Raw genomic sequence first — 18,371 nt, 5'->3', positions numbered from 1 at the left:
GCCCCCCTTTGTGTCCCCCAATACCCTCAACGCCGCGCCGTCCCTGACTTAGTGTGAACCCAGCTGTTCATACTAAAAAAGAGAGGCTGGCTATGTGGTCTACGACCTCCCGCCGCATGGGTTTGCTGCTGGCCTTGCTTGGCCTGCTGGCCGCCTGTGACGACAAACCGCAACATCCCCCGCAGCCTGCCACGGCAAGCAACGCCATGCCTGCCGACCCGGCGCTGGCCCAGCTCTACGACACCAGTTGCAAACTGTGTCACGCCAACCCTGCCTCCGGCGCGCCGTTGACCGGCGACAGCCAGGCCTGGAGCCCGCGTGTTGCCCTGGGCGCGGACACCCTGCTGGACCACACCCTCAACGGCTACAACGGCATGCCGCCGATGGGCCTGTGCATGCAGTGTTCCGAGGACCAGTTCCTGGGGCTGATCAGTTTTATGGCCGGTGTTCATATCCAATAACAACAATGGGGTAGGTAATGGTGCTTTCACGCAGGCAACTGTTGCAGCGCTCGGCGGTGGCCGGCGCATTTCTGGCAATCAGCAGTAACCCGGTGCTGGCCCAATTGGCCCGGGCGCCGCGCTTGATCCCCTGGCGCAATTGGTCGGGCGCCCAAAGCTGCCTGCCCCTTGAGCGGCTGGCGCCCAAGGACCTGGGGGAGTTGGTGCAGATCATTCGCCAGGCACCGGGCAAGATCCGCCCGGTGGGCTCGGGCCATTCATTCAGTGCCCTGGTACCGACAGATGGCACATTACTGTCACTGAGTTTTTTCAATGGCTTGCTCGAGCACGATGCCAGCAGTCTGCAAGCCACCTTCGCCGCCGGCACGCCCATGTCACGCATGGGGCCGGCGCTCAAGGCTGTCGGCCAGGCCCTGCCGAACATGGCGGACATCGACTATCAGACCCTGGCCGGCGCCATTTCCACCTCGACCCATGGCACCGGGGTTGGGTTTACCTCGTACTCAGCCGGTGTCACCGGCCTCCAACTGGTGACGGCGGAGGGCGAGGTGCTGGACTGCGACGCCGGGCGTGAGCGCGAGTTGTTCAACGCCGCACGGGTGTCGCTGGGCGCGCTCGGCGTGACCACCCGCGTGCGCATGCAAAACCGCACCCCTTACCGTCTGCGTGAGCGCCAATGGATAGCGCCGACCGAAGAGCTGTTGGAGGACGTGGCGAACAACACCCGCGAGAACCAGCACTGGGAGATGCTGGTGGTGACACATTCCGACTACGCGCTGTCCATCGCCCTCAACGAAACCACCGACGCGCCAACCCCGCCAATCGACCCGGCAGAGGCGGGCGGCAATGAGTTTGTGTCGATTATCGAGAACCTCGACAAATATGCCAGCGACTTCCCCGCAACCCGCCGCACGCTGCTGAACAGCCTGCGCTATTTCGCCAGTTTCCAGGACCGTGTGGCTGAATCGTTCGAGGTCTACGCCAACGTGCGCAATGTGCGGTTCAACGAGATGGAGTATTCGGTGCCCGCCGAACACGGTCCGGCCTGCCTGCGGGAAATCCTCAAGCTGATCCGCGAAAAAGACCTGCGCACCTGGTTTCCCATCGAGTACCGCTACGTCAAGGCTGACGATATTCCCTTGAGCATGTTTGAAGGCCGCGACAGCTGTTCGATCTCGGTGCACCAGCACTACACCATGGACCATCACAACTTTTTTGCCGCGATCGAGCCCATCTTCTGGAAATACGCCGGCCGGCCGCACTGGGGCAAATTGCACACCCTCAATGCCCGCGCCCTGCAGGCCCTGTATCCGCGTTGGAACGAGTTCGCGCGGGTGCGCCAGGCCCTGGACCCCGGCGGCAAATTCCTTAATGCACACCTGTCATCAATCCTGGGAGTAGCCTGATGAACCGCAGACACTTCATGGTCGGCACCCTCGGCGCCGGTGCGTTGCTGGTGGCGGGCGCGGCGCTGCTGCGTCCGGCTGACCGGGGCTCGCCCTACAGCGAATACTTTCGCCAGTTGAACCAGCAGCTCAAAGCCCATGGGCCGATGCGTCCGGTGCTGCTGATTGACCTGGATCGCCTGGATCACAATATCGACATCGTCATGCAGTCGGTGCAGCGCGGAGGTAAACACCTACGGCTGGTGGAAAAATCCCTGCCTGCGCCGGGCCTGTTGGCCTACATTGCCAAGCGCGCCGGCACCCAGCGCCTGATGTCGTTTCACCAACCCTTTCTCAACCATGACGCCCAGGTGTTTCCCGACGCCGATATCCTGCTGGGCAAGCCGTTGCCGGTGCGTTCTGCCGAGCTGTTCTATCAAGGCCATCAGGGGCCCTTCGACCCCGCCCGGCAATTGCAGTGGCTGCTGGATACGCCACAGCGCCTGCAACAATACCTGGCGCTGGCCCAGGGCCTGGGCACACGGCTACGGATCAATATCGAACTGGATGTGGGCCTGCACCGCGGCGGTATCAGCGATAACACGGTGCTGGGGCAGATGCTGGGGTTGATCAGTGCACACCCCAGGCACCTGGAATTTGCCGGCTTCATGGGCTATGACCCGTTTGTCGGCATGGGCGTGCCGGGCATCCTTGGCTCGCCCCAGACGTTGTTCGACAGGGTCATGCAGCGCTACAACGGCTTTGTCGACTTCACCCGCCAGAAGTTTGCAGGGCTGTGGCATGCCGGCCTGACGCTCAACACCGCTGGCAGCCCCAGCTATGGGATGCATGAGCAGGAGCAGCTGAGCAGCGAAGTTTCCGTGGGCACCGCCATGCTCAAGCCCACGCACTATGATTTGCCATCCCTCAGCGAGCACGTCCCGGCGGCCTACATTGCCACGCCAGTGCTCAAAAGCACCGGCGCGGTCAACATCCCGGCGCTGGATGATAAATCCCGGTTGTTGTCCTGGTGGGATCGCAACCAGCGCGCGACGTTTTTTATCTATGGTGGCAACTGGATGGCCGAGTTCGAGTCGCCTTCGGGGCTGCAAAGTAATGGCTTGTATGGCCGCAGCTCCAACCAGGAGATGGTCAATGGCTCGCCGGGGGTTGGCTTGAACATCGACGATCAGGTGTTCATGCGCCCGACCCAGACTGAATCGGTGCTCTTGCAGTTTGGCGATCTGCTGGCGGTGCGCGGCGGCAAAATTGTCGACAGTTGGCCGGTTTACAGCGGTTGAAATGATGCACTCCTGCGCAGGAACTTGCCTGTGGCAAGGGGGGCTTGTTGTGGCAAGCCCCCTCGCTTCAGGCGGATCCTACAACGCAAACGGAATGGTCAGCTTGGCCCACAACATATCGCCTTCCGGCCGGTTCTCTACATCAAACTCCTTGGCCCAACGAATCTCCGCACTGGCGTACTTGAGAAAGGTGAAGTACACCGCCGGCCCCACCGCAAACACCTGGCCCCGCACCCCATCGTCGACATCTTCGCCGTAGATATTGGTGACAGTGCGCCCGTACTGCTTATCGTCAGTCGTCTGCTTGAGATAGTAGCCATTGATACCCAGGCTCAGGTTGTCGGTCACCTTGTAGCTGGCCGAGTAGTCGAAGTGGAAAATCTGCCCGGAACGGTAGTCCGTGGCGTGGTTTTCCTTGTTGAAACTGTAGGTGGTCTTGATCGACAGCTCAGTGCGCTCGTCAGGCAGCCACGTCACCGACAGCAGGGGCTTGTAGGTGTAGAAATTGTTGCTGGTATTGGCCAGGCGGGAAGCATCGTACTCACCGGTAGGCACGGTGATTTCCACGGCGGCACCCAGGGTCAGGTTTTTGCCCAGGTCCCACAGGATTATCGGCGCGATGGTGGTGTCACCCATGCTTTCGCGTTGGTCAGACATGCCGAACAGCGCCACTTGTTGCTTGAGGTACGGCTGCGCGATGTAGCCGCCCAACCGCCCGCCAAACACCCGCAACGGGCTCAGGTAGTCCAGGCGCGGGATGATCGCGTCCGAGCGGATCTTCACCTGCGGCACTTTGCCCCCCAGGGAACTGATGTCCAGTTTCGTCGCTTCATAGTGGTTGTAGTAAAGGTTGAAAGCGAACATGTGGTCCGGCAGGTGATCGACATCCAGGGGCAGGATGTAAAAGCCGTCGGTACCAGGGCCGATATTGTCTACGCCGCCCTCGGTGGCCAGGGTCGGCAGGCTGATGCTGATAAGCGCCAGGGCAAAGGGCAGGGGGGCAAGCGCACGGGTCGGATTCATGTCAGGGCTCATTATTATTGTTGGAAGGTCGGCCCTCACCGGGGCCAGGCCCATACAAATAAGCCCTTGGCGCCCTAGTGGGCAGGGTATTGGCGGCCACATAAGGGGGCTTTGCCGGACAGCGTTCATTCAGAGTGCGGCGAGCCTTGCAAGCACCTATGATTGTCAGGATGTTTCTAAAATAATAACCAGGCATACAGTCGGGAATCGCAGATCCATGCACAGCAAAACCGTTGATCCACATTACGAATTGGCCCTGGTCTCGCCCTTTCTCCTGCAAACCCTGGGGCAGGTTGTGGCGCAAAAGGGCGCCAATGCCGAGCATCTTTGCCGTGGCCTGGGGTTCACCCTGGCGGACCTGGACGACCCGGCGCTGCGCATTTCCTACCGCCAGGCCGTGGCGATGATCCAGCGGGCCCTCAAGGTCATGCCTGAGCAGGGTCTGGGCCTGTGTGTCGGCAATCAGAATGTGCTGGGCACTCTGGGTTTGCTGGGGCATGTCATTTCGTTGTGCAAGACCCTGCGCGATGCCTTTGCCGTGGGCGAACGGCACCAGCACACCTCCGGCGGCATCGCCACCTCGCGCACCCTTGAAGGCGCGCTGGAGGTCATGGTCGAGGTCGAATGCCTGCTGCCCTATGCCGACGTCCAGGTTTTTGCCGCTGAAGAGTTCTTTGCCAGCCTCATGGTCTACGGTCGGACCCTGGTGGGCAGCGAATTCAAGCCGTTGCGCATGGAGTTCATGCATGCGCCGCCGGTGTATGCCGCCGAGTACCGGCGCTTGTTCGGTGATGATGTGCGTTTTGGCTGCCTGCACAACCGCATGGTGCTTGAGGCCCGCTGGCTCGACGTGCAATTGCCCAATCACCATGCCCTGGCATTGCGCCAGGCCCTTGGCCTGCTGGAACTGGAAAGTGCCCAGCTGCACCGCAAAATGGACCTGATCCAGGCGGTGGAGCGCGCTATTTCCCGCGACTTGCAGGGCAGTCAATTGGAGAAGGTCGCCAGTGACCTGAACATGAGCGGGCGCACCCTGCGTCGGCGTCTGACCGACCACGGGCTGACGTTCGAAGCTTTGCTGGAACAGGTGCGTCGTGCCCGGACCATGGGTTTGCTGGGCAACCCCGGGCTGTCCATCGAGCGTATTACCCAAGAGGTCGGCTACAGTGACGTACGCAGCTTTCGCCGGGCGTTCAAGCGCTGGACGGGGCTCAGTCCCAGTGCGTTTCGCAGCGTGGGGTGAGAGCCGGCGCGTGGCCGTGGATTTGCATTGAACCCTGTGGCGCGGGCAGTGCCACATGATGGCAACGCACACTTATCTGGAGGTTGGCATGCGCACCATTGATCTGGCGGGTACCCCGGTTCCGGTCATCGGCCAAGGCACTTGGCGTATGGGGGAAGATTCTGCACGGCGAACAGCGGAAGTCGCTGCCCTGCAATTGGGTATTGACGAGGGCATGACCCTGATCGACACCGCCGAGATGTACGGCGAAGGCGGTGCGGAAGAAGTGGTCGGGGAGGCGATCCAGGGGCGCCGGGACCAGGTGTTCCTGGTCAGCAAGGTCTACCCGCACAACGCCAGTAAAACCGGGGTCCCACGGGCCTGCGAAGCCAGCCTCAAACGCCTGGGCACCGATCACATCGACTTGTATCTGCTGCACTGGCGCGGGCAATACCCTCTTGCAGAAACGGTTGAGGCCTTTGAGCGGCTGCGCGATGCCGGCAAGATCGGGCGCTGGGGCGTGTCCAACTTCGACGTATCGGATCTTCAGGAGCTGGCATCACCCGCCTGCGCCACCAATCAGGTGCTCTACAACATCGAACAGCGCGGCATTGAGTTCGATCTGCTGCCCTGGTGGCAACAACACAACCTGCCGTTGATGGCGTACTGCCCGATCGCCCAGGGAGGAGACCTGCTGAGCAGCCCCACCCTCAAGCAGATTGCCCGTCGGCACGAGGCCACACCGGCTCAAGTGGCCCTGGCATGGGTACTGCGGCAGGACCGCGTTATCGCCATCCCCAAAGCCGTGAGCCCCGAACACGTGCGCCTCAACGCGGCGGCGGCCAGGCTGGTTCTTGACGAGCATGACCTGGATGCCATCGACCGGGTATTCGGCGCGCCAATCCGCAAGCATCCGTTGGCGATGGTGTGACACACCCGACTGCTACGGCATCGCAGCTTGCGACGCCGTTGCCGCCGGGTCGGGCTTCAGCCGGCCACCGGGCTGCGCCAGTCGTCAGAGCCTGAAGTGCCCGAAACCTCATGGGTCCAGACGATTTTGCGGTAGGTAAAGTGCACATCTTCCAGGTGGGTGAAATGCGCATTTCCCGGATCCTGGCAGTTGGGCATCCGTGACTGGATGTCGACGATGATCGCGTCCTCCAACTCGATGGTGAAGTAGTGCTCCTGGGTACCGGCGGATGATGTGCGATACCACTCAAGGCGGCACTTGACCATTTCCCCGGACGTCAGCGCGCTGAAGAGCAGCGGCGAAGATTTATCGAATACCTTGCTGATCATCAGCGGCTTATGGACACGCTGGCCGGTGGGCTGGCCCGATTGCGGATCGCGGGGAATGATGACCTGATGCTGGAATGCCTCGACCAGGATCTGATCCTCGTGGCCTTCCTGATAGATGTTGCCTACCGAATCCTGGGTGAACGTGCCTGCCGTGATCAAACCTTGCTTGGTGCCGGTGATCGAGAGGTATGCGGGTGTTGGCATGACGGGTTTCCTTGCCTGACAGATAAGTTTGCGCCGAGGGGCGCCGTTGCCGGATGGGCGCTGCTTACTAACAAGAAGTGTGCCGGATTTCAGTCGGCCTAATAAAATAAGGGCGCTTGTTCATGGTGGAGACTTAATAGGTGTCGAGTTAGAAGGGCTTTAGTCTTTGAAGTTGAGTTTGTTTGCGCAGTAGTGCGCAGTTAATTGCCTGGTCAGCGTACGTCGCAGTGTTGATAGGTGGATATATAGTTTTAATGCAGCTTGCCTGGAAAGTGTGCGCAGCTTTTTGCGCAAGGGTGCTGGCAGGTATGTCGCCCAATAAAATGGGCTGTTTTATTGGGTGGGAAGAGGGTCGTTGAGCACGCTTAGTTACAAAATTGCGGGCTGCTTTGATTTTGTAGGAATCTCCTTAAGTGCGCCTGGCTGACTTGCCCAATAAAATACAGCTGGCTATGGTTCGTACTTGTCGCTACACGGAAACGGAATTCAGTAAGTGAGGTGTTGGCGTTTATATAGATGCTTGCCCTACTTTAATTGAGCATTGATCAGCACACTGCGGCCATCATGGTTTATTCAGACAAACTTTCTGCTTATTACTTGAAACTTGCCCGGTCGCCGATTTCGGTTGACTGTTTTGCAGGGGAGGATATGCGTTTTTCGGCGGGATACGAAGCGCTGGAAAGTGAGCTGGAAAAAGCCCGCTCGATCCATGGCAACAGCCAGCCGGACTGGCAGTCCGTAGTGGACCAAAGTGAAGCCTTGTTGCGTCACGAATCCAAGGATTTGCGGGTGGTTGCCTGGTTGACATGGGCTCTGTATCAACGCGAGTCCTTTTCCGGCCTGCTCGCTGGGCTCGGCCTGTTGCGCGACCTGTGTGAGCACCATTGGGCGACGGTTCACCCCCTCAAGCAGCGTACCCGCATTGCGGCCTTTGGCTGGTTGGTACAGCGCATTGAACCGGTGTTGGCGCAGAGTTTTTCGCTCAAGCACCAGCGTTCCCTGTTCCAGTGCCTGGCCGAGCAATTGTCCGACCTTGACCAGTTGTGGGTCAGGCACCTGGGGGACGATGCGCCGTTGCTACTGGCTGCGCGCAGGCAACTGGCGGACAAGCTGCAACAGGCCCAGGAGAACGATCCGCCGCCATCCGGGGTGAGCGGGGTGGTTGCCCAGGTCAAGCAGGTCGCGACCCAACTGCTGGCGCCTGAGCCGGTGGTGAACAACGAAAAAGACGTTCACAGGCTCCTGCGTACGCTGCAGGATGGCGCTCGACCGCTGTGTACCTGGTGGCTGCGCCAGAACGCCACTGACCTGCGGGCCTTGCGCCTGAACCGGACGCTGGGCTGGCTGGGTATCACTGGTCTTCCCGACAGCAACAGCGAACAGATAACGCCGTTGCGTGGGTTGCTGCCCGACAAACTCAAGCGCTACCAGGAGCGCTTTGCCCAAGGGCATTACGCCGACCTGTTGCTGGAGCTTGAGGCCAGCCTGGCGGGCGCGCCTTTCTGGTTTGACGGCGTGCGCATGCTCTGGGAGTGCCTCCAGGCGCTGCAGGCCGAACTGGCGATGGTCGAGACAGAGATTCAGTTCGCCCTGTTGCTGCAACGATTACCGGGGGTCGCTCAATTGCGCTTCCACGATGGAACACCCTTTGCCGACGCTACCACTCGCGGGTGGATCGACAGCCAGGTCAGTCACCACCTGCAGGCAAGGGTGCCGCCCAGGAATATTGCCAGAGTTGGTCCGGCGCCATGGGAGGAGGCCTTGCAGACGGTCGCTCCGTTGCTGCGCAAGGAGGGGCTGAAGGCCGCTGTCCAGGCCTACAAAAACGCCATGCAGGCTGCGCGAGGTGACCGTGCCCGGTTTTATTGGCGCCTGGGCCTGGCTCGGTTGTGTATCCAGGGTGCCAAGCATGAGTTGGCCAGGATCCAGCTTGAACAGCTTGAGCAGGAGTTGCAGCACGGCAGCCTGCATCGCTGGGAACCGGACCTGACCCTGGAGGTGTTGCAACTGTTGTACGCCTGTTACGACGTATTGCCCCAGGGCCATGGTCTGCGCGAGCGCAAGGACGATGTCTATCGCAAGCTGTGCCAGGTCGATCTGGAAGCGGTACTCCAATAGGTTTTCCGTCATTACGCAAAGGAGAAACATCATGGCCAAAGAAGGTTCGGTCGCCCCCAAGGAACGCATCAACATCACGTTCAAGCCGGCCATAGGCGGTGCCCAGGAAGAGGTTGAGCTACCCCTGAAGCTGCTGGTCCTGGGTGACTTCACCCAGCGCGAAGACACACGCAAGGTCGAAGACCGCAAGCCCATCGGTATCGACAAAAACACGTTCGACGAGGTGCTGGCCAAGCAAGCCTTGAGTCTGCAGCTGGGTGTTCCCAATCGACTGCAGGAAACCGATGAAGCCGATGAGTTGCCCATCCAGGTCCGCATCAACGCCATGCGGGACTTCAACCCGGCCCAACTGGTCGAGCAGGTTCCGCAATTGAAAAAGCTGATGGAGTTACGTGAGGCGCTGGTCGCGCTCAAAGGCCCCCTGGGCAATACACCGAGCTTTCGCAAGGCCATAGAAAGCGCCTTGGCCGATGACCAGGCCCGTGCACGGGTATTGGCCGAACTGGGGCTGAACAGCCCCGACCCATGACTTTCTCAGTAAAAGGACACTGACCTTATGACCACTAGCCCTAGCGCCCAGGCCACCCCCCTGGATAGCGCATACAGCATTCTCGACGACATCATCGCCCAGACCCGCCTGACGGCCGATGATGGAACCTACGACATCGCCAGGCGCGGTGTGGCGGCCTTTATCGAGGAATTGATCAAGCCACAAAACCGAGGCGAGCCGGTCAAGAAACAACTGGTGGACCGCATGATTGCCGAGATCGACGCCAAGCTCAGCCGGCAAATGGACGAAATCCTCCACCATCCCGACTTCCAGGCACTGGAAGCGGCCTGGCGGGGTTTGCAGCTGCTGGTGGATCGCACCGACTTCCGGGAAAACATCAAGATCGAGCTGCTCAACGTCTCGCGGCAGGACCTGCTGGACGATTTCGAGGACTCGCCGGAGGTTGTGCAGTCGGGCCTCTACAAACATACCTACAGCGCCGAATACGGTCAGTTTGGTGGTCAGCCTGTCGGCGCCATCATCGCCAACTATTTCCTGTCGCCCAGCGCGCCTGACGTCAAGCTGATGCAATACGTATCCAGCGTCGCCTGCATGTCCCATGCGCCGTTCATTGCCGCCGCCGGGCCGGGTTTCTTCGGTCTGGAGAGCTTTACCGGCCTGCCGGACCTGAAGGATCTGAAAGACCATTTCGAAGGGCCGCAGTTTGCCAAATGGCAGAGCTTCCGCCAGAGCGAGGATGCCCGTTACGTGGCCTTGACGGTGCCACGCTTTCTCCTGCGAACGCCCTACGACCCGGTGGACTGCCCGGTCAAGACCTTCGCCTATAACGAGCATGTGGTCAGCAGTCATGAGCATTATCTGTGGGGCAATACGGCCTACGCCTTTGCCACGCGCCTGACTGACAGCTTCGCCCGCTTCCGTTGGTGCCCCAACATCATTGGCCCGCAAAGCGGGGGCACGGTGGAAGATCTGCCGCTGCATCACTTCCAGAGCATGGGCGAAATCGAAACCAAGATCCCCACCGAGGTGCTGGTCTCCGACCGTCGTGAGTACGAGCTGGCGGAGGAGGGCTTCATTGCCCTGACGATGCGCAAGGGCAGCGACAACGCGGCGTTCTTTTCCGCCAGTTCCGTGCAGAAACCCAAGCGCTTCGGCATCAGCGCCGAGGGCAAGGCCGCCGAGTTGAACTACAGGCTGGGCACCCAACTGCCGTACATGATGATCGTCAACCGCCTGGCGCACTATTTGAAAGTGCTGCAGCGCGAGCAGTTGGGTTCATGGAAGGAGCGCACCGACCTGGAGTTGGAGCTCAACAAGTGGATCCGCCAGTACGTGGCCGACCAGGAGAACCCCAGCGCCGAGGTGCGGGGGCGACGACCGCTGCGGGCGGCACGGGTCGTCGTCAGTGACGTCGATGGCGAGCCGGGCTGGTATCGCATCAACCTCAGCGTACGCCCGCATTTCAAATACATGGGGGCGGATTTCACCCTGTTCCTGGTTGGCAAGCTCGATAAAGAATGAGCCGGGGGCCTGAGATGAGTCACTACAGCGGCTTCCTTGAGCGCCTTGCAGGCACCGCGCCTCAGTCGACGGGGCGCACGCCACTCGCCTGTGTCGCCGCGTCGGTGGCCACCCACCTGGGCAACATGCTCAGCACCCGAGCGGGCAGTGTGCAGACGCTGCCCGACTATGGCCTGCCGGACCTCAATGACATGCGTCTGAGCCTGCACGAATCCCTCAGCCAGGCACGCTTTCTGATCGAGCGGTTTATCGCGGCCTACGAACCGCGCTTGAGCAACGTACGGGTCGTTGCGTTGCCACGGGATCGCGACCCGCTAGCCCTGGCCTTTGATATCCAGGGCGCGTTGACCATCGACGGCGTCGTGCAAACCGTGGTGTTTTGCGCAAGCCTGACGGGCAACGGACGTGTCGAGGTCGCCCCAGGTGTCCTTTAACCGCTATTACCAGAGCGAACTCAATGCCTTGCGGCAGTTGGGGCGACGCTTCTGCGAACGCAATCCGGCGCTTGCCCCGTTCCTCGGGGACAGTGGCCGGGATCCGGATGTCGAGCGGTTGCTTGAGGGCTTTGCGTTCCTGACGGGCCGCTTGCGACAGAAGCTCGACGACCAGTTGCCCGAGCTCAGCCATTCGCTGATGCACCTGTTGTGGCCCAACTACATGCGCCCGTTACCCGCGTTCAGCATGTTGCAGTTCGCACCGCTGCTGCGTGCCGGGCCGGCGGTCACGGTCGAGCGGGACACGCCGGTGGAAAGTCTGGCGATTGACGGTGAGCGTTGCCGTTTTCGCACCTGTTACGCAACGGATGTGCTGCCCCTGCAAATCAGCGCGCTGGATTACTCGGCCCAGGGGGAGGGGGCATTGTTGAGCCTGCGCCTGGAGATGACCGCCGAAGGACATATGGGCGAACTGGTGCTTGAGCACCTGCGCTTGCATTTTGCCGGGGAACGCTACGTCAGCCGAATGCTGTACGTGAGTCTGCTGCGCCACCTGCACGGTATCGAACTGCTGCTACTCGATGGGCAGGGCGAACCGCTGCAGGCCCATGACGGGCAGGTGCGGTCACTGCAACTGCCGGCCTGCGGGGTTCAGCCAGCAGGTTTTTCAGAAGCAGAGGCATTGCTGCCTTATCCGCCGAATGCGTTCACTGGGTATCGGCATCTGCAGGAGTATTTTGCGTTTCCAGAGAAGTATCTGTTTGTCGACGTCGGTGGTCTGGATGTTCTGCAAACCTTGCCGGTTGACGTGCTCAAACAGGTGCGGGGCGTTGAGTTGCGCTTCAAGCTTGGCCAGCGCAATCCCGAGCAGGTGCAGCCCACACTGGACAACGTGAAGCTGTTTTGCACGCCGGTGGTCAACCTGTTCAAGCACGATGGAGTGCCGATCCGACTGGATGGCCGGCAGGACGAGTATCTGCTGCTGGGGGCTGACTATGCGCCAGGTCATTGCGCGGTGTTCTCCGTCGACCAGGTCACGGGATGGCGTCCGGGTGGCCTGGGCTACCAGACGTATGTGCCATTCGAGTCGTTCGAGCACGATGAGCAGACTGCGTGCTACAGCATCCGCCAGCGGCCCTCCGTGCAACACAGCGGGCTGGATACCTACCTGAGCTTTGGCAGTCGCCAGTCCGGTGATCAGGAAACCCTGTCTGTCGAGATGACCTGCACCAACCATGATTTGCCACGCACATTGCGTATCGGTGACATCAATCAAGCGTGCGAGCAAACACCCGAATTCCTGTCCTTCAGCAATATCACGGCAGCCACCCCTGGCATTGCGCCCCCGCTGGACAGCGACTTTCTCTGGAAGCTGATCAGCAACATGTCGCTCAACTACCTGTCCCTGAGCGATATCAATGCGCTGAAAGTGGTGCTCGAGACCTATGACCTGCCGCGCTACCACGATCGCCAGGCGGAAAAAGTCAGCATCCGCAGGCTGGGCGGGTTGCGCTCGATCAGCCAGCGGCCGATTGACAGATTACACGGCGGTTTGCCGATTCGAGGTGTGGCAATCGACCTGACCGTCGACCTCCAGCACTTCCTCGGAGAGGGCGACCTGTTTGTGTTTGCCTCGGTCCTCAACGAGTTTTTTGCCCTGTATGCGAGCCTCAACTCGTATCACGAACTGCGTGTTACCAGCACACAAGGAGAGGTGTACCTATGGCCATCCCGGATGGGCCTGCAGGCTCTGCTTTAACCGAACTGTCGCGGACCATTCGCGAGTACTCGCTGTTCCAGGCGATCTCGCAGGTGATCGAGCGTTTGCGTGACGCCCATCCGTCCCTGGGCGATGAGGCGCTGTATGAACGCCTGGAGTTCCAGGCCAACCCGGGGTTGGGGTTTCCCGGCAACGATATTGACCGGGTGACGTTCTTTGTCGAGGGCGGGCAACTGCGCGCACGTTTGCGCCTCAACGTATTGGGACTGGTGGGGGCGAATTCGCCACTGCCGGCGTTTTATGGTGAACACGCATTGACCGAACGGGCGGGCGGTAATCCTGTCGGCGATTTTCTCGACCTGTTTCACCACCGCCTGCATCGGTTGATGCTGCCTTTGTGGCGCAAGTACCGCTACCGGGCGTGCTTTCGGGCGGGAGCCAGCGACCCGTTTTCCGAGCAGATGTTCGCCCTGATAGGCCTGGGCGGCCGTGCCGTTCGGGGCGCGACGCAACTGGACTGGAAGCGCCTGCTGCCCTACCTGGGCTTGCTGGGTATGCGCGCCCATTCGGCGGCGCTTATCGAAACGGTGCTGCGTTACTACTTCAAGCACCCGCAGTTGCTGATCGAACAGTGCGTCAAGCGCAAGGTGGTGATTGCCCGCAGGCAACGCAACCAATTGGGTCAGGCCAGCAGCCTTCTGGGCCAGAACCTGGTCCTGGGGCGGCAGGTCGTCGACCGTGCCGGCAAGTTCAGGGTGCATATCCAGAACCTCGACTGGCAGCGGTTTCATGATTTTCTGCCCACCGGCGCAAGCCACTCTCCGTTCGGCGCGCTGGTGCGTTTCGCCGTGCGCGATCCGCTGGACTATGACCTGCGTCTGGTGCTGCGTACTGAGGAGGTGCGGGCGCTGCATATAGGCCAGCGCAATGTGTGCCGGCTGGGATGGACCAGTTGGATGGGGCAGGCGCGCGCGGATGGCGTGCTCACCCTGGCCAATAAACTCGGTAGAAACGGATGACGATGATGAATGTGGACTTGCAACAACTGATTCGCGTGTTGACGACACACACTCGCCGAGACCTGGAGCGTGCCGCCGAACGCTGTGTGACCCGGGGCGGGACGCAAGTCCTGGTGGAGGACATGTTGCTGGCGCTACTGGAGCACCCGCAAGGATTGCTGGTGCGCGCGCTGCAAGATGCCGGTGTCGAACAGGGCGAGTTGCAAGCCACCCTGCAGCCCAGGGTGGGCCAGGGCACTTCACGCAATCCGGTGTTTGCGCCGTTGCTGGTGCAATGGTTGCAGCAAGCGCTGGTGGTTGCCCAACTGGAATTGGCGCAATCCCAGGTCGGTGACGCAGCCTTGATCCTCGCCTTGCTGCGTAACCCACAGTCTCACGCAGGCAGTCGTTATCAGGTGCTGCTGGCGCGCCTCGATGCGCAGCGCCTGCTTGAATTCGCCCTGAGCGCCGAGATTGAGGGTTCCCGTGGGACAGCCGGCGCCAACAATGAGTCGTTGTTGCAGCGCTTCACCCATGATCTGACTCAGCAAGCCTTAGAGGGGCGGGTTGACCCGGTATTGTGCCGCGACGCAGAAATCCGCCAACTGACCGATATCCTGGCGCGTCGGCGCAAGAACAATCCGATCATTGTCGGTGAGGCCGGTGTCGGCAAGACTGCGCTGGTCGAGGGGCTGGCCCGGCAGATCGCCTGTGGGCAAGTGCCGCCAGTGCTCAAGGATACGCGCCTGCTGGTCCTCGACATGGGGCTGCTGCAGGCCGGTGCCAGCATCAAGGGCGAGTTCGAGCGGCGGCTCAAGGGCGTTATCGACGAAGTGAATGCCTCACCGGTGCCGGTGATCCTGTTTATTGACGAGGCACACACCTTGATCGGTGCCGGCAGCGCGCCCGGCAGCGGCGATGCGGCGAACCTGCTCAAGCCGGCGCTGGCCCGTGGCGAGCTGCGTACCATCGCCGCCACCACCTGGTCGGAGTACAAGAAATACTTCGAAAAGGATCCGGCATTGGTCCGGCGCTTTCAGCCGGTGCATGTCCAGGAGCCCAGTGTCGATGACGCAGTGACCATCCTGCGGGGTCTCACTGCGGTGTATGAAGCCAGCCATGGCGTGTACGTGCGCGATGACGCCGTGGTTGCCGCCGCGCAGTTGTCTGCCCGTTACCTGGCGGGGCGACAGTTGCCCGACAAGGCCGTGGATCTGCTCGATACGGCCTGCGCCCGTGTGCGCATCAGCCTGGTGACAGCCCCGCCGGCGTTGCAGGCCGTGGCGGCGCAGCTGGCTGAAAGCACCGGCCAGCACCAGGCGCTTTGCCGCGATAGGGACGCTGGGTTACCTATAGATCCGGGCGCGCTGCAGGTTCTGGCTGCACGCCTGCAAACCATCGGTTGCGAACACGAGCACCTCAAGCAGTGCTGGACGCGCCAGCGCGAGATGGCCGAAGCGATACTGGCCCTGCGCATACAGGTGAGCCAGGCTCGTCAGTCGGGGCAGGCAATCGAGGTGCTTGAGCAGCAATTGTGCGAGGCCCACGGCAGTCTGCTGGCCGAGCAATCTCACCAGCGCCTGGTCAGCTTCGAAGTGTGCCCACGGCTGGTGGCGGAAGTAGTCAGCGCGTGGACGGGAATTCCGCTGAGCCAGGTGGCCTGCGAGCACAGCACCCAGGTCCGCGATTTCGCCACCGATCTGCGGGCGCGCATTCTTGGCCAGGCGCACGCCGTACAGGCGCTGGATCGCTCAATGCGTGCGGTTGCGGCAGGCCTGAACCGCCCCGATGCGCCCGTGGGCGTGTTTCTGCTGGTCGGCCCCAGTGGCGTCGGCAAGACAGAAACGGCACTGGCCCTGGCCGAGCTGTTGTATGGCGGTGAGCGGTTCCTGACCACTATCAACATGTCCGAGTACCAGGAGCCACACTCACTGTCGCGCCTGATAGGTGCTCCGCCCGGGTATGTCGGCTATGGCGAAGGTGGCGTCCTCACCGAGGCGGTCAGGCAAAAGCCCTATTCGGTGCTGCTGCTCGATGAAGTCGAGAAGGCGCACTCCGGTGTGATGAACCTGTTCTACCAGGTCTTCGACAAAGGGCGGGCCAATGACGGTGAGGGACGTGAGATCGACTTTCGCAACACCCTGATCCTGATGACCTCCAACCTTGGCAGCGAATGCACCATCGACCTGTGCCGGGCCACACCGCATCCCACCCCACAAGCGTTGCAGGAAGCACTTGCGCCGCTGCTCAAGCAGCATTTCAAGCCGGCGCTGCTGGCCCGTATGCGCGTAGTGCCGTACTACCCGATCAACGGAGCGGTGCTGCGGGAATTGGTAGAAAGCAAATTACAGCGCCTGGCTCAGCGTTTGTTGCAGCGCCAGTTAGCGTTCAGCTATTGCCCGCGGCTGGTCGATTACCTGGCAGAGCGCTGTACCCACACCGACAGCGGGGCGCGGTATGTCGATCAATGGATCGACGCCAATCTATTGCCCCTGGTTGTCGATCGCCTGCTTGAGGCAATGGCCAGGGACGAGCATCTGCAGCGTGCCCACGGGACGCTGGATGGCGACGGTCACGTAATCTGTGAGTTTGCGTGATGAGGGAGAACCCGTTGTCACAGGCGCTTGAACCTGCCGAACAGCTGGTGCAGTGGCTCTTGCACATGGGCATCGACAGCGATCGGGCAAGTATGCCTGGCCAACTTGCCCATGCCGCCGTGCAGTTGAGCCAGTGCTCGCTCAGCCAGGTGTACCTGGCAGATGAGGGCGACCGTGGTCTGGTGCTGGCTGCCGAATACCGGCGAGATGCAGGGCCTGGGGATATCGGCGCACGTGCAGCAGTTGATCAGCAGCACCAGCAATTGCTGCAGTTCGCCCTGGAGCACAAGCGCACCTTGAGCATCCGCGGCCTGCAAGACAGCATTTATGACACGACTTTTATTCCGTCAGGCCCGGCGCCCTGGCAATCGTTGCTGTGCGTCCCCGTCACCCATCGCCACCTTGCTGTGAAGGGCGTGTTGTTATGCGTAACCGAACGCAGCATCGACCTGCAGGGGTACGCCACGACACTGGGGCAGTTGGCGGTGTTTGCGCTGCGCCAGCGGTCGCTGTTACCGGAGCCTTGCCCGCCGCCGGCCCATTCGGCGCGCGATAACGTTCTGCGTCCCAACGGCTTCGGCCTGATCGGCAACAGTACGGCGATGGATGAGACCTGCCGCCTGATCGGCAAGGTGCTGGACAGTACCTATACCGTGCTTTTGCGCGGCGAGACCGGCACGGGCAAGGAGGTGGTCGCGCGGGCGATCCATGCCATGGGCCCGCGCCGGTCCAAGGCCTTTGTCGTGCAGAACTGCGCGGCATTCCCGGAAGGGTTGCTGGAGAGCGAACTGTTTGGCTATCGCAAAGGCGCGTTTACAGGCGCCGACCGGGACCGACCGGGGCTGTTCGATACCGCCAACGGCGGCACGTTGCTGCTCGATGAAATCGGCGACATGCCGATGTCACTGCAAGCCAAGTTGTTACGGGTATTGCAGGAGGGCGAAGTACGCCCGCTGGGCGCCCGCGTCGCCCATAAAGTGAATGTACGGATCATTGCCGCCACCCACCGCGACCTGCCTGCAATGGTGGCCCAGGGCAGCTTTCGCGAGGACCTCTACTACCGGCTGGCGCAGTTTCCAATCGAGCTGCCGGCCCTACGCCATCGCGAAGGCGATGCACGGCAATTGGCTCGCCATTTTGCGGGCCAGGCCTGCGCGACCCAGGGGCGAGCACCGGTGTCCTGGTCGGACCAGGCCCTGGATCAACTGTCCAGCCACAGCTTCCCCGGCAACGTGCGCGAACTCAAGTGCCTGGTGGAGCGCGCGGTGTTGTTGTGCGACGACGGGGTGATCCTGCCGCAACATTTGTCGTTGCCATTGGCGTCCTCCACACAGGCCAGCGACGCAACGCTGCGCCAACGCCTGGAGCGCGTCGAACGTGGCTTGCTGATTGATTGCCTGCACAAGAATCGCGGCAATCGCACCCGCACCGCCCGCGAGCTGGGAGTCGCCAGGCGCACCCTGTTGTACCGCCTCGCGCGGCTGAATATCCCTTTCGGTGAAGCATCAAGGGGGAGCGCTGAATGACACCAGCCCTGACTGACAGGCGCCGGCTGTTGCGCTCGGACGGATTTATTT

Annotated in this window: 15 protein-coding genes; 13 read left to right on the top strand and 2 right to left on the bottom strand. The window is 61.3% G+C overall.

Annotation, left to right across the window (positions count from 1 at the left end; translation table 11 throughout):
- Positions 1–92: 92 nt before the first annotated feature.
- The 3 genes from PSH73_RS13925 (at position 93) to PSH73_RS13915 (ending at position 3,147) form a co-directional block, all read left to right on the top strand.
- Positions 93–461, top strand: coding sequence for a cytochrome c5 family protein (locus PSH73_RS13925; RefSeq protein WP_115128364.1), 369 nt, complete (start codon positions 93–95; stop codon positions 459–461).
- Between the two features lie 17 nt (positions 462–478).
- Complete coding sequence (locus PSH73_RS13920; protein WP_305460746.1) at positions 479–1,867, top strand: D-arabinono-1,4-lactone oxidase; 1,389 nt, start codon at positions 479–481, stop codon at positions 1,865–1,867.
- 68 nt (positions 1,868–1,935) lie between these two features.
- The gene (locus PSH73_RS13915) at positions 1,936–3,147 is read left to right on the top strand and encodes a DSD1 family PLP-dependent enzyme (RefSeq protein ID WP_192842065.1); all 1,212 of its coding nucleotides are present in this window, start codon (positions 1,936–1,938) and stop codon (positions 3,145–3,147) included.
- Positions 3,148–3,225: 78 nt separating this feature from the next.
- On the opposite strand, the gene PSH73_RS13910 is transcribed toward PSH73_RS13915, so the two are convergent.
- The gene (locus PSH73_RS13910) at positions 3,226–4,170 is read right to left on the bottom strand and encodes a transporter (protein WP_057959339.1); all 945 of its coding nucleotides are present in this window, start codon (positions 4,168–4,170) and stop codon (positions 3,226–3,228) included.
- Positions 4,171–4,387: 217 nt separating this feature from the next.
- On the opposite strand from PSH73_RS13910, the gene PSH73_RS13905 reads away from it, so the two are divergent.
- A complete protein-coding gene (locus tag PSH73_RS13905; RefSeq protein WP_057959340.1) occupies positions 4,388–5,413 on the top strand; it encodes an AraC family transcriptional regulator in 1,026 nt (341 codons plus the stop codon).
- A gap of 88 nt (positions 5,414–5,501) precedes the next feature.
- Entirely contained in the window at positions 5,502–6,323 is an 822-nt protein-coding gene (locus tag PSH73_RS13900) for an aldo/keto reductase (RefSeq protein ID WP_057959341.1), read from the top strand.
- Between the two features lie 56 nt (positions 6,324–6,379).
- On the opposite strand, the gene PSH73_RS13895 is transcribed toward PSH73_RS13900, so the two are convergent.
- Positions 6,380–6,895, bottom strand: coding sequence for an Hcp family type VI secretion system effector (locus tag PSH73_RS13895; protein WP_029291189.1), 516 nt, complete (start codon positions 6,893–6,895; stop codon positions 6,380–6,382).
- Between the two features lie 564 nt (positions 6,896–7,459).
- Between PSH73_RS13895 and tssA the strand changes: the two genes are divergently transcribed.
- The 8 genes from tssA to PSH73_RS13855 are packed head-to-tail and all read left to right on the top strand — an operon-like array spanning position 7,460 to position 18,320.
- Entirely contained in the window at positions 7,460–9,013 is a 1,554-nt protein-coding gene (tssA, locus tag PSH73_RS13890) for a type VI secretion system protein TssA (RefSeq protein ID WP_169989798.1), read from the top strand.
- 31 nt (positions 9,014–9,044) lie between these two features.
- Positions 9,045–9,542, top strand: coding sequence for a type VI secretion system contractile sheath small subunit (gene tssB / locus PSH73_RS13885; RefSeq protein ID WP_057959343.1), 498 nt, complete (start codon positions 9,045–9,047; stop codon positions 9,540–9,542).
- A gap of 27 nt (positions 9,543–9,569) precedes the next feature.
- Positions 9,570–11,045 (top strand): type VI secretion system contractile sheath large subunit, encoded by a 1,476-nt coding sequence (tssC, locus tag PSH73_RS13880; protein WP_305460743.1) that lies wholly within the window; start codon positions 9,570–9,572, stop codon positions 11,043–11,045.
- A gap of 14 nt (positions 11,046–11,059) precedes the next feature.
- Positions 11,060–11,479 (top strand): type VI secretion system baseplate subunit TssE, encoded by a 420-nt coding sequence (tssE, locus tag PSH73_RS13875; RefSeq protein WP_115128358.1) that lies wholly within the window; start codon positions 11,060–11,062, stop codon positions 11,477–11,479.
- Entirely contained in the window at positions 11,469–13,238 is a 1,770-nt protein-coding gene (gene tssF, locus PSH73_RS13870; protein WP_305460740.1) for a type VI secretion system baseplate subunit TssF, read from the top strand. Before tssE ends, tssF begins: the two co-directional genes overlap by 11 nt.
- A complete protein-coding gene (gene tssG, locus PSH73_RS13865) occupies positions 13,202–14,218 on the top strand; it encodes a type VI secretion system baseplate subunit TssG (RefSeq protein WP_057959347.1) in 1,017 nt (338 codons plus the stop codon). Before tssF ends, tssG begins: the two co-directional genes overlap by 37 nt.
- 2 nt (positions 14,219–14,220) lie before the next feature.
- On the top strand, positions 14,221–16,794 hold the full coding sequence (gene tssH / locus PSH73_RS13860; RefSeq protein ID WP_305420599.1) for a type VI secretion system ATPase TssH: 2,574 nt from the start codon (positions 14,221–14,223) through the stop codon (positions 16,792–16,794).
- Positions 16,794–18,320, top strand: a complete 1,527-nt coding sequence (locus tag PSH73_RS13855) for a sigma-54-dependent Fis family transcriptional regulator (protein ID WP_305460739.1) — start codon at positions 16,794–16,796, stop codon at positions 18,318–18,320. Before tssH ends, PSH73_RS13855 begins: the two co-directional genes overlap by 1 nt.
- Positions 18,321–18,371: the final 51 nt, after the last annotated feature.

The organism is Pseudomonas sp. FP2294, from assembly GCF_030687625.1.
In the GTDB taxonomy this organism is placed as follows: Bacteria; Pseudomonadota; Gammaproteobacteria; order Pseudomonadales; family Pseudomonadaceae; genus Aquipseudomonas; species Aquipseudomonas shahriarae.
Note: the sequence above shows the minus strand (reverse complement) of the source record. Positions and strands in the feature narration are given on the sequence as shown.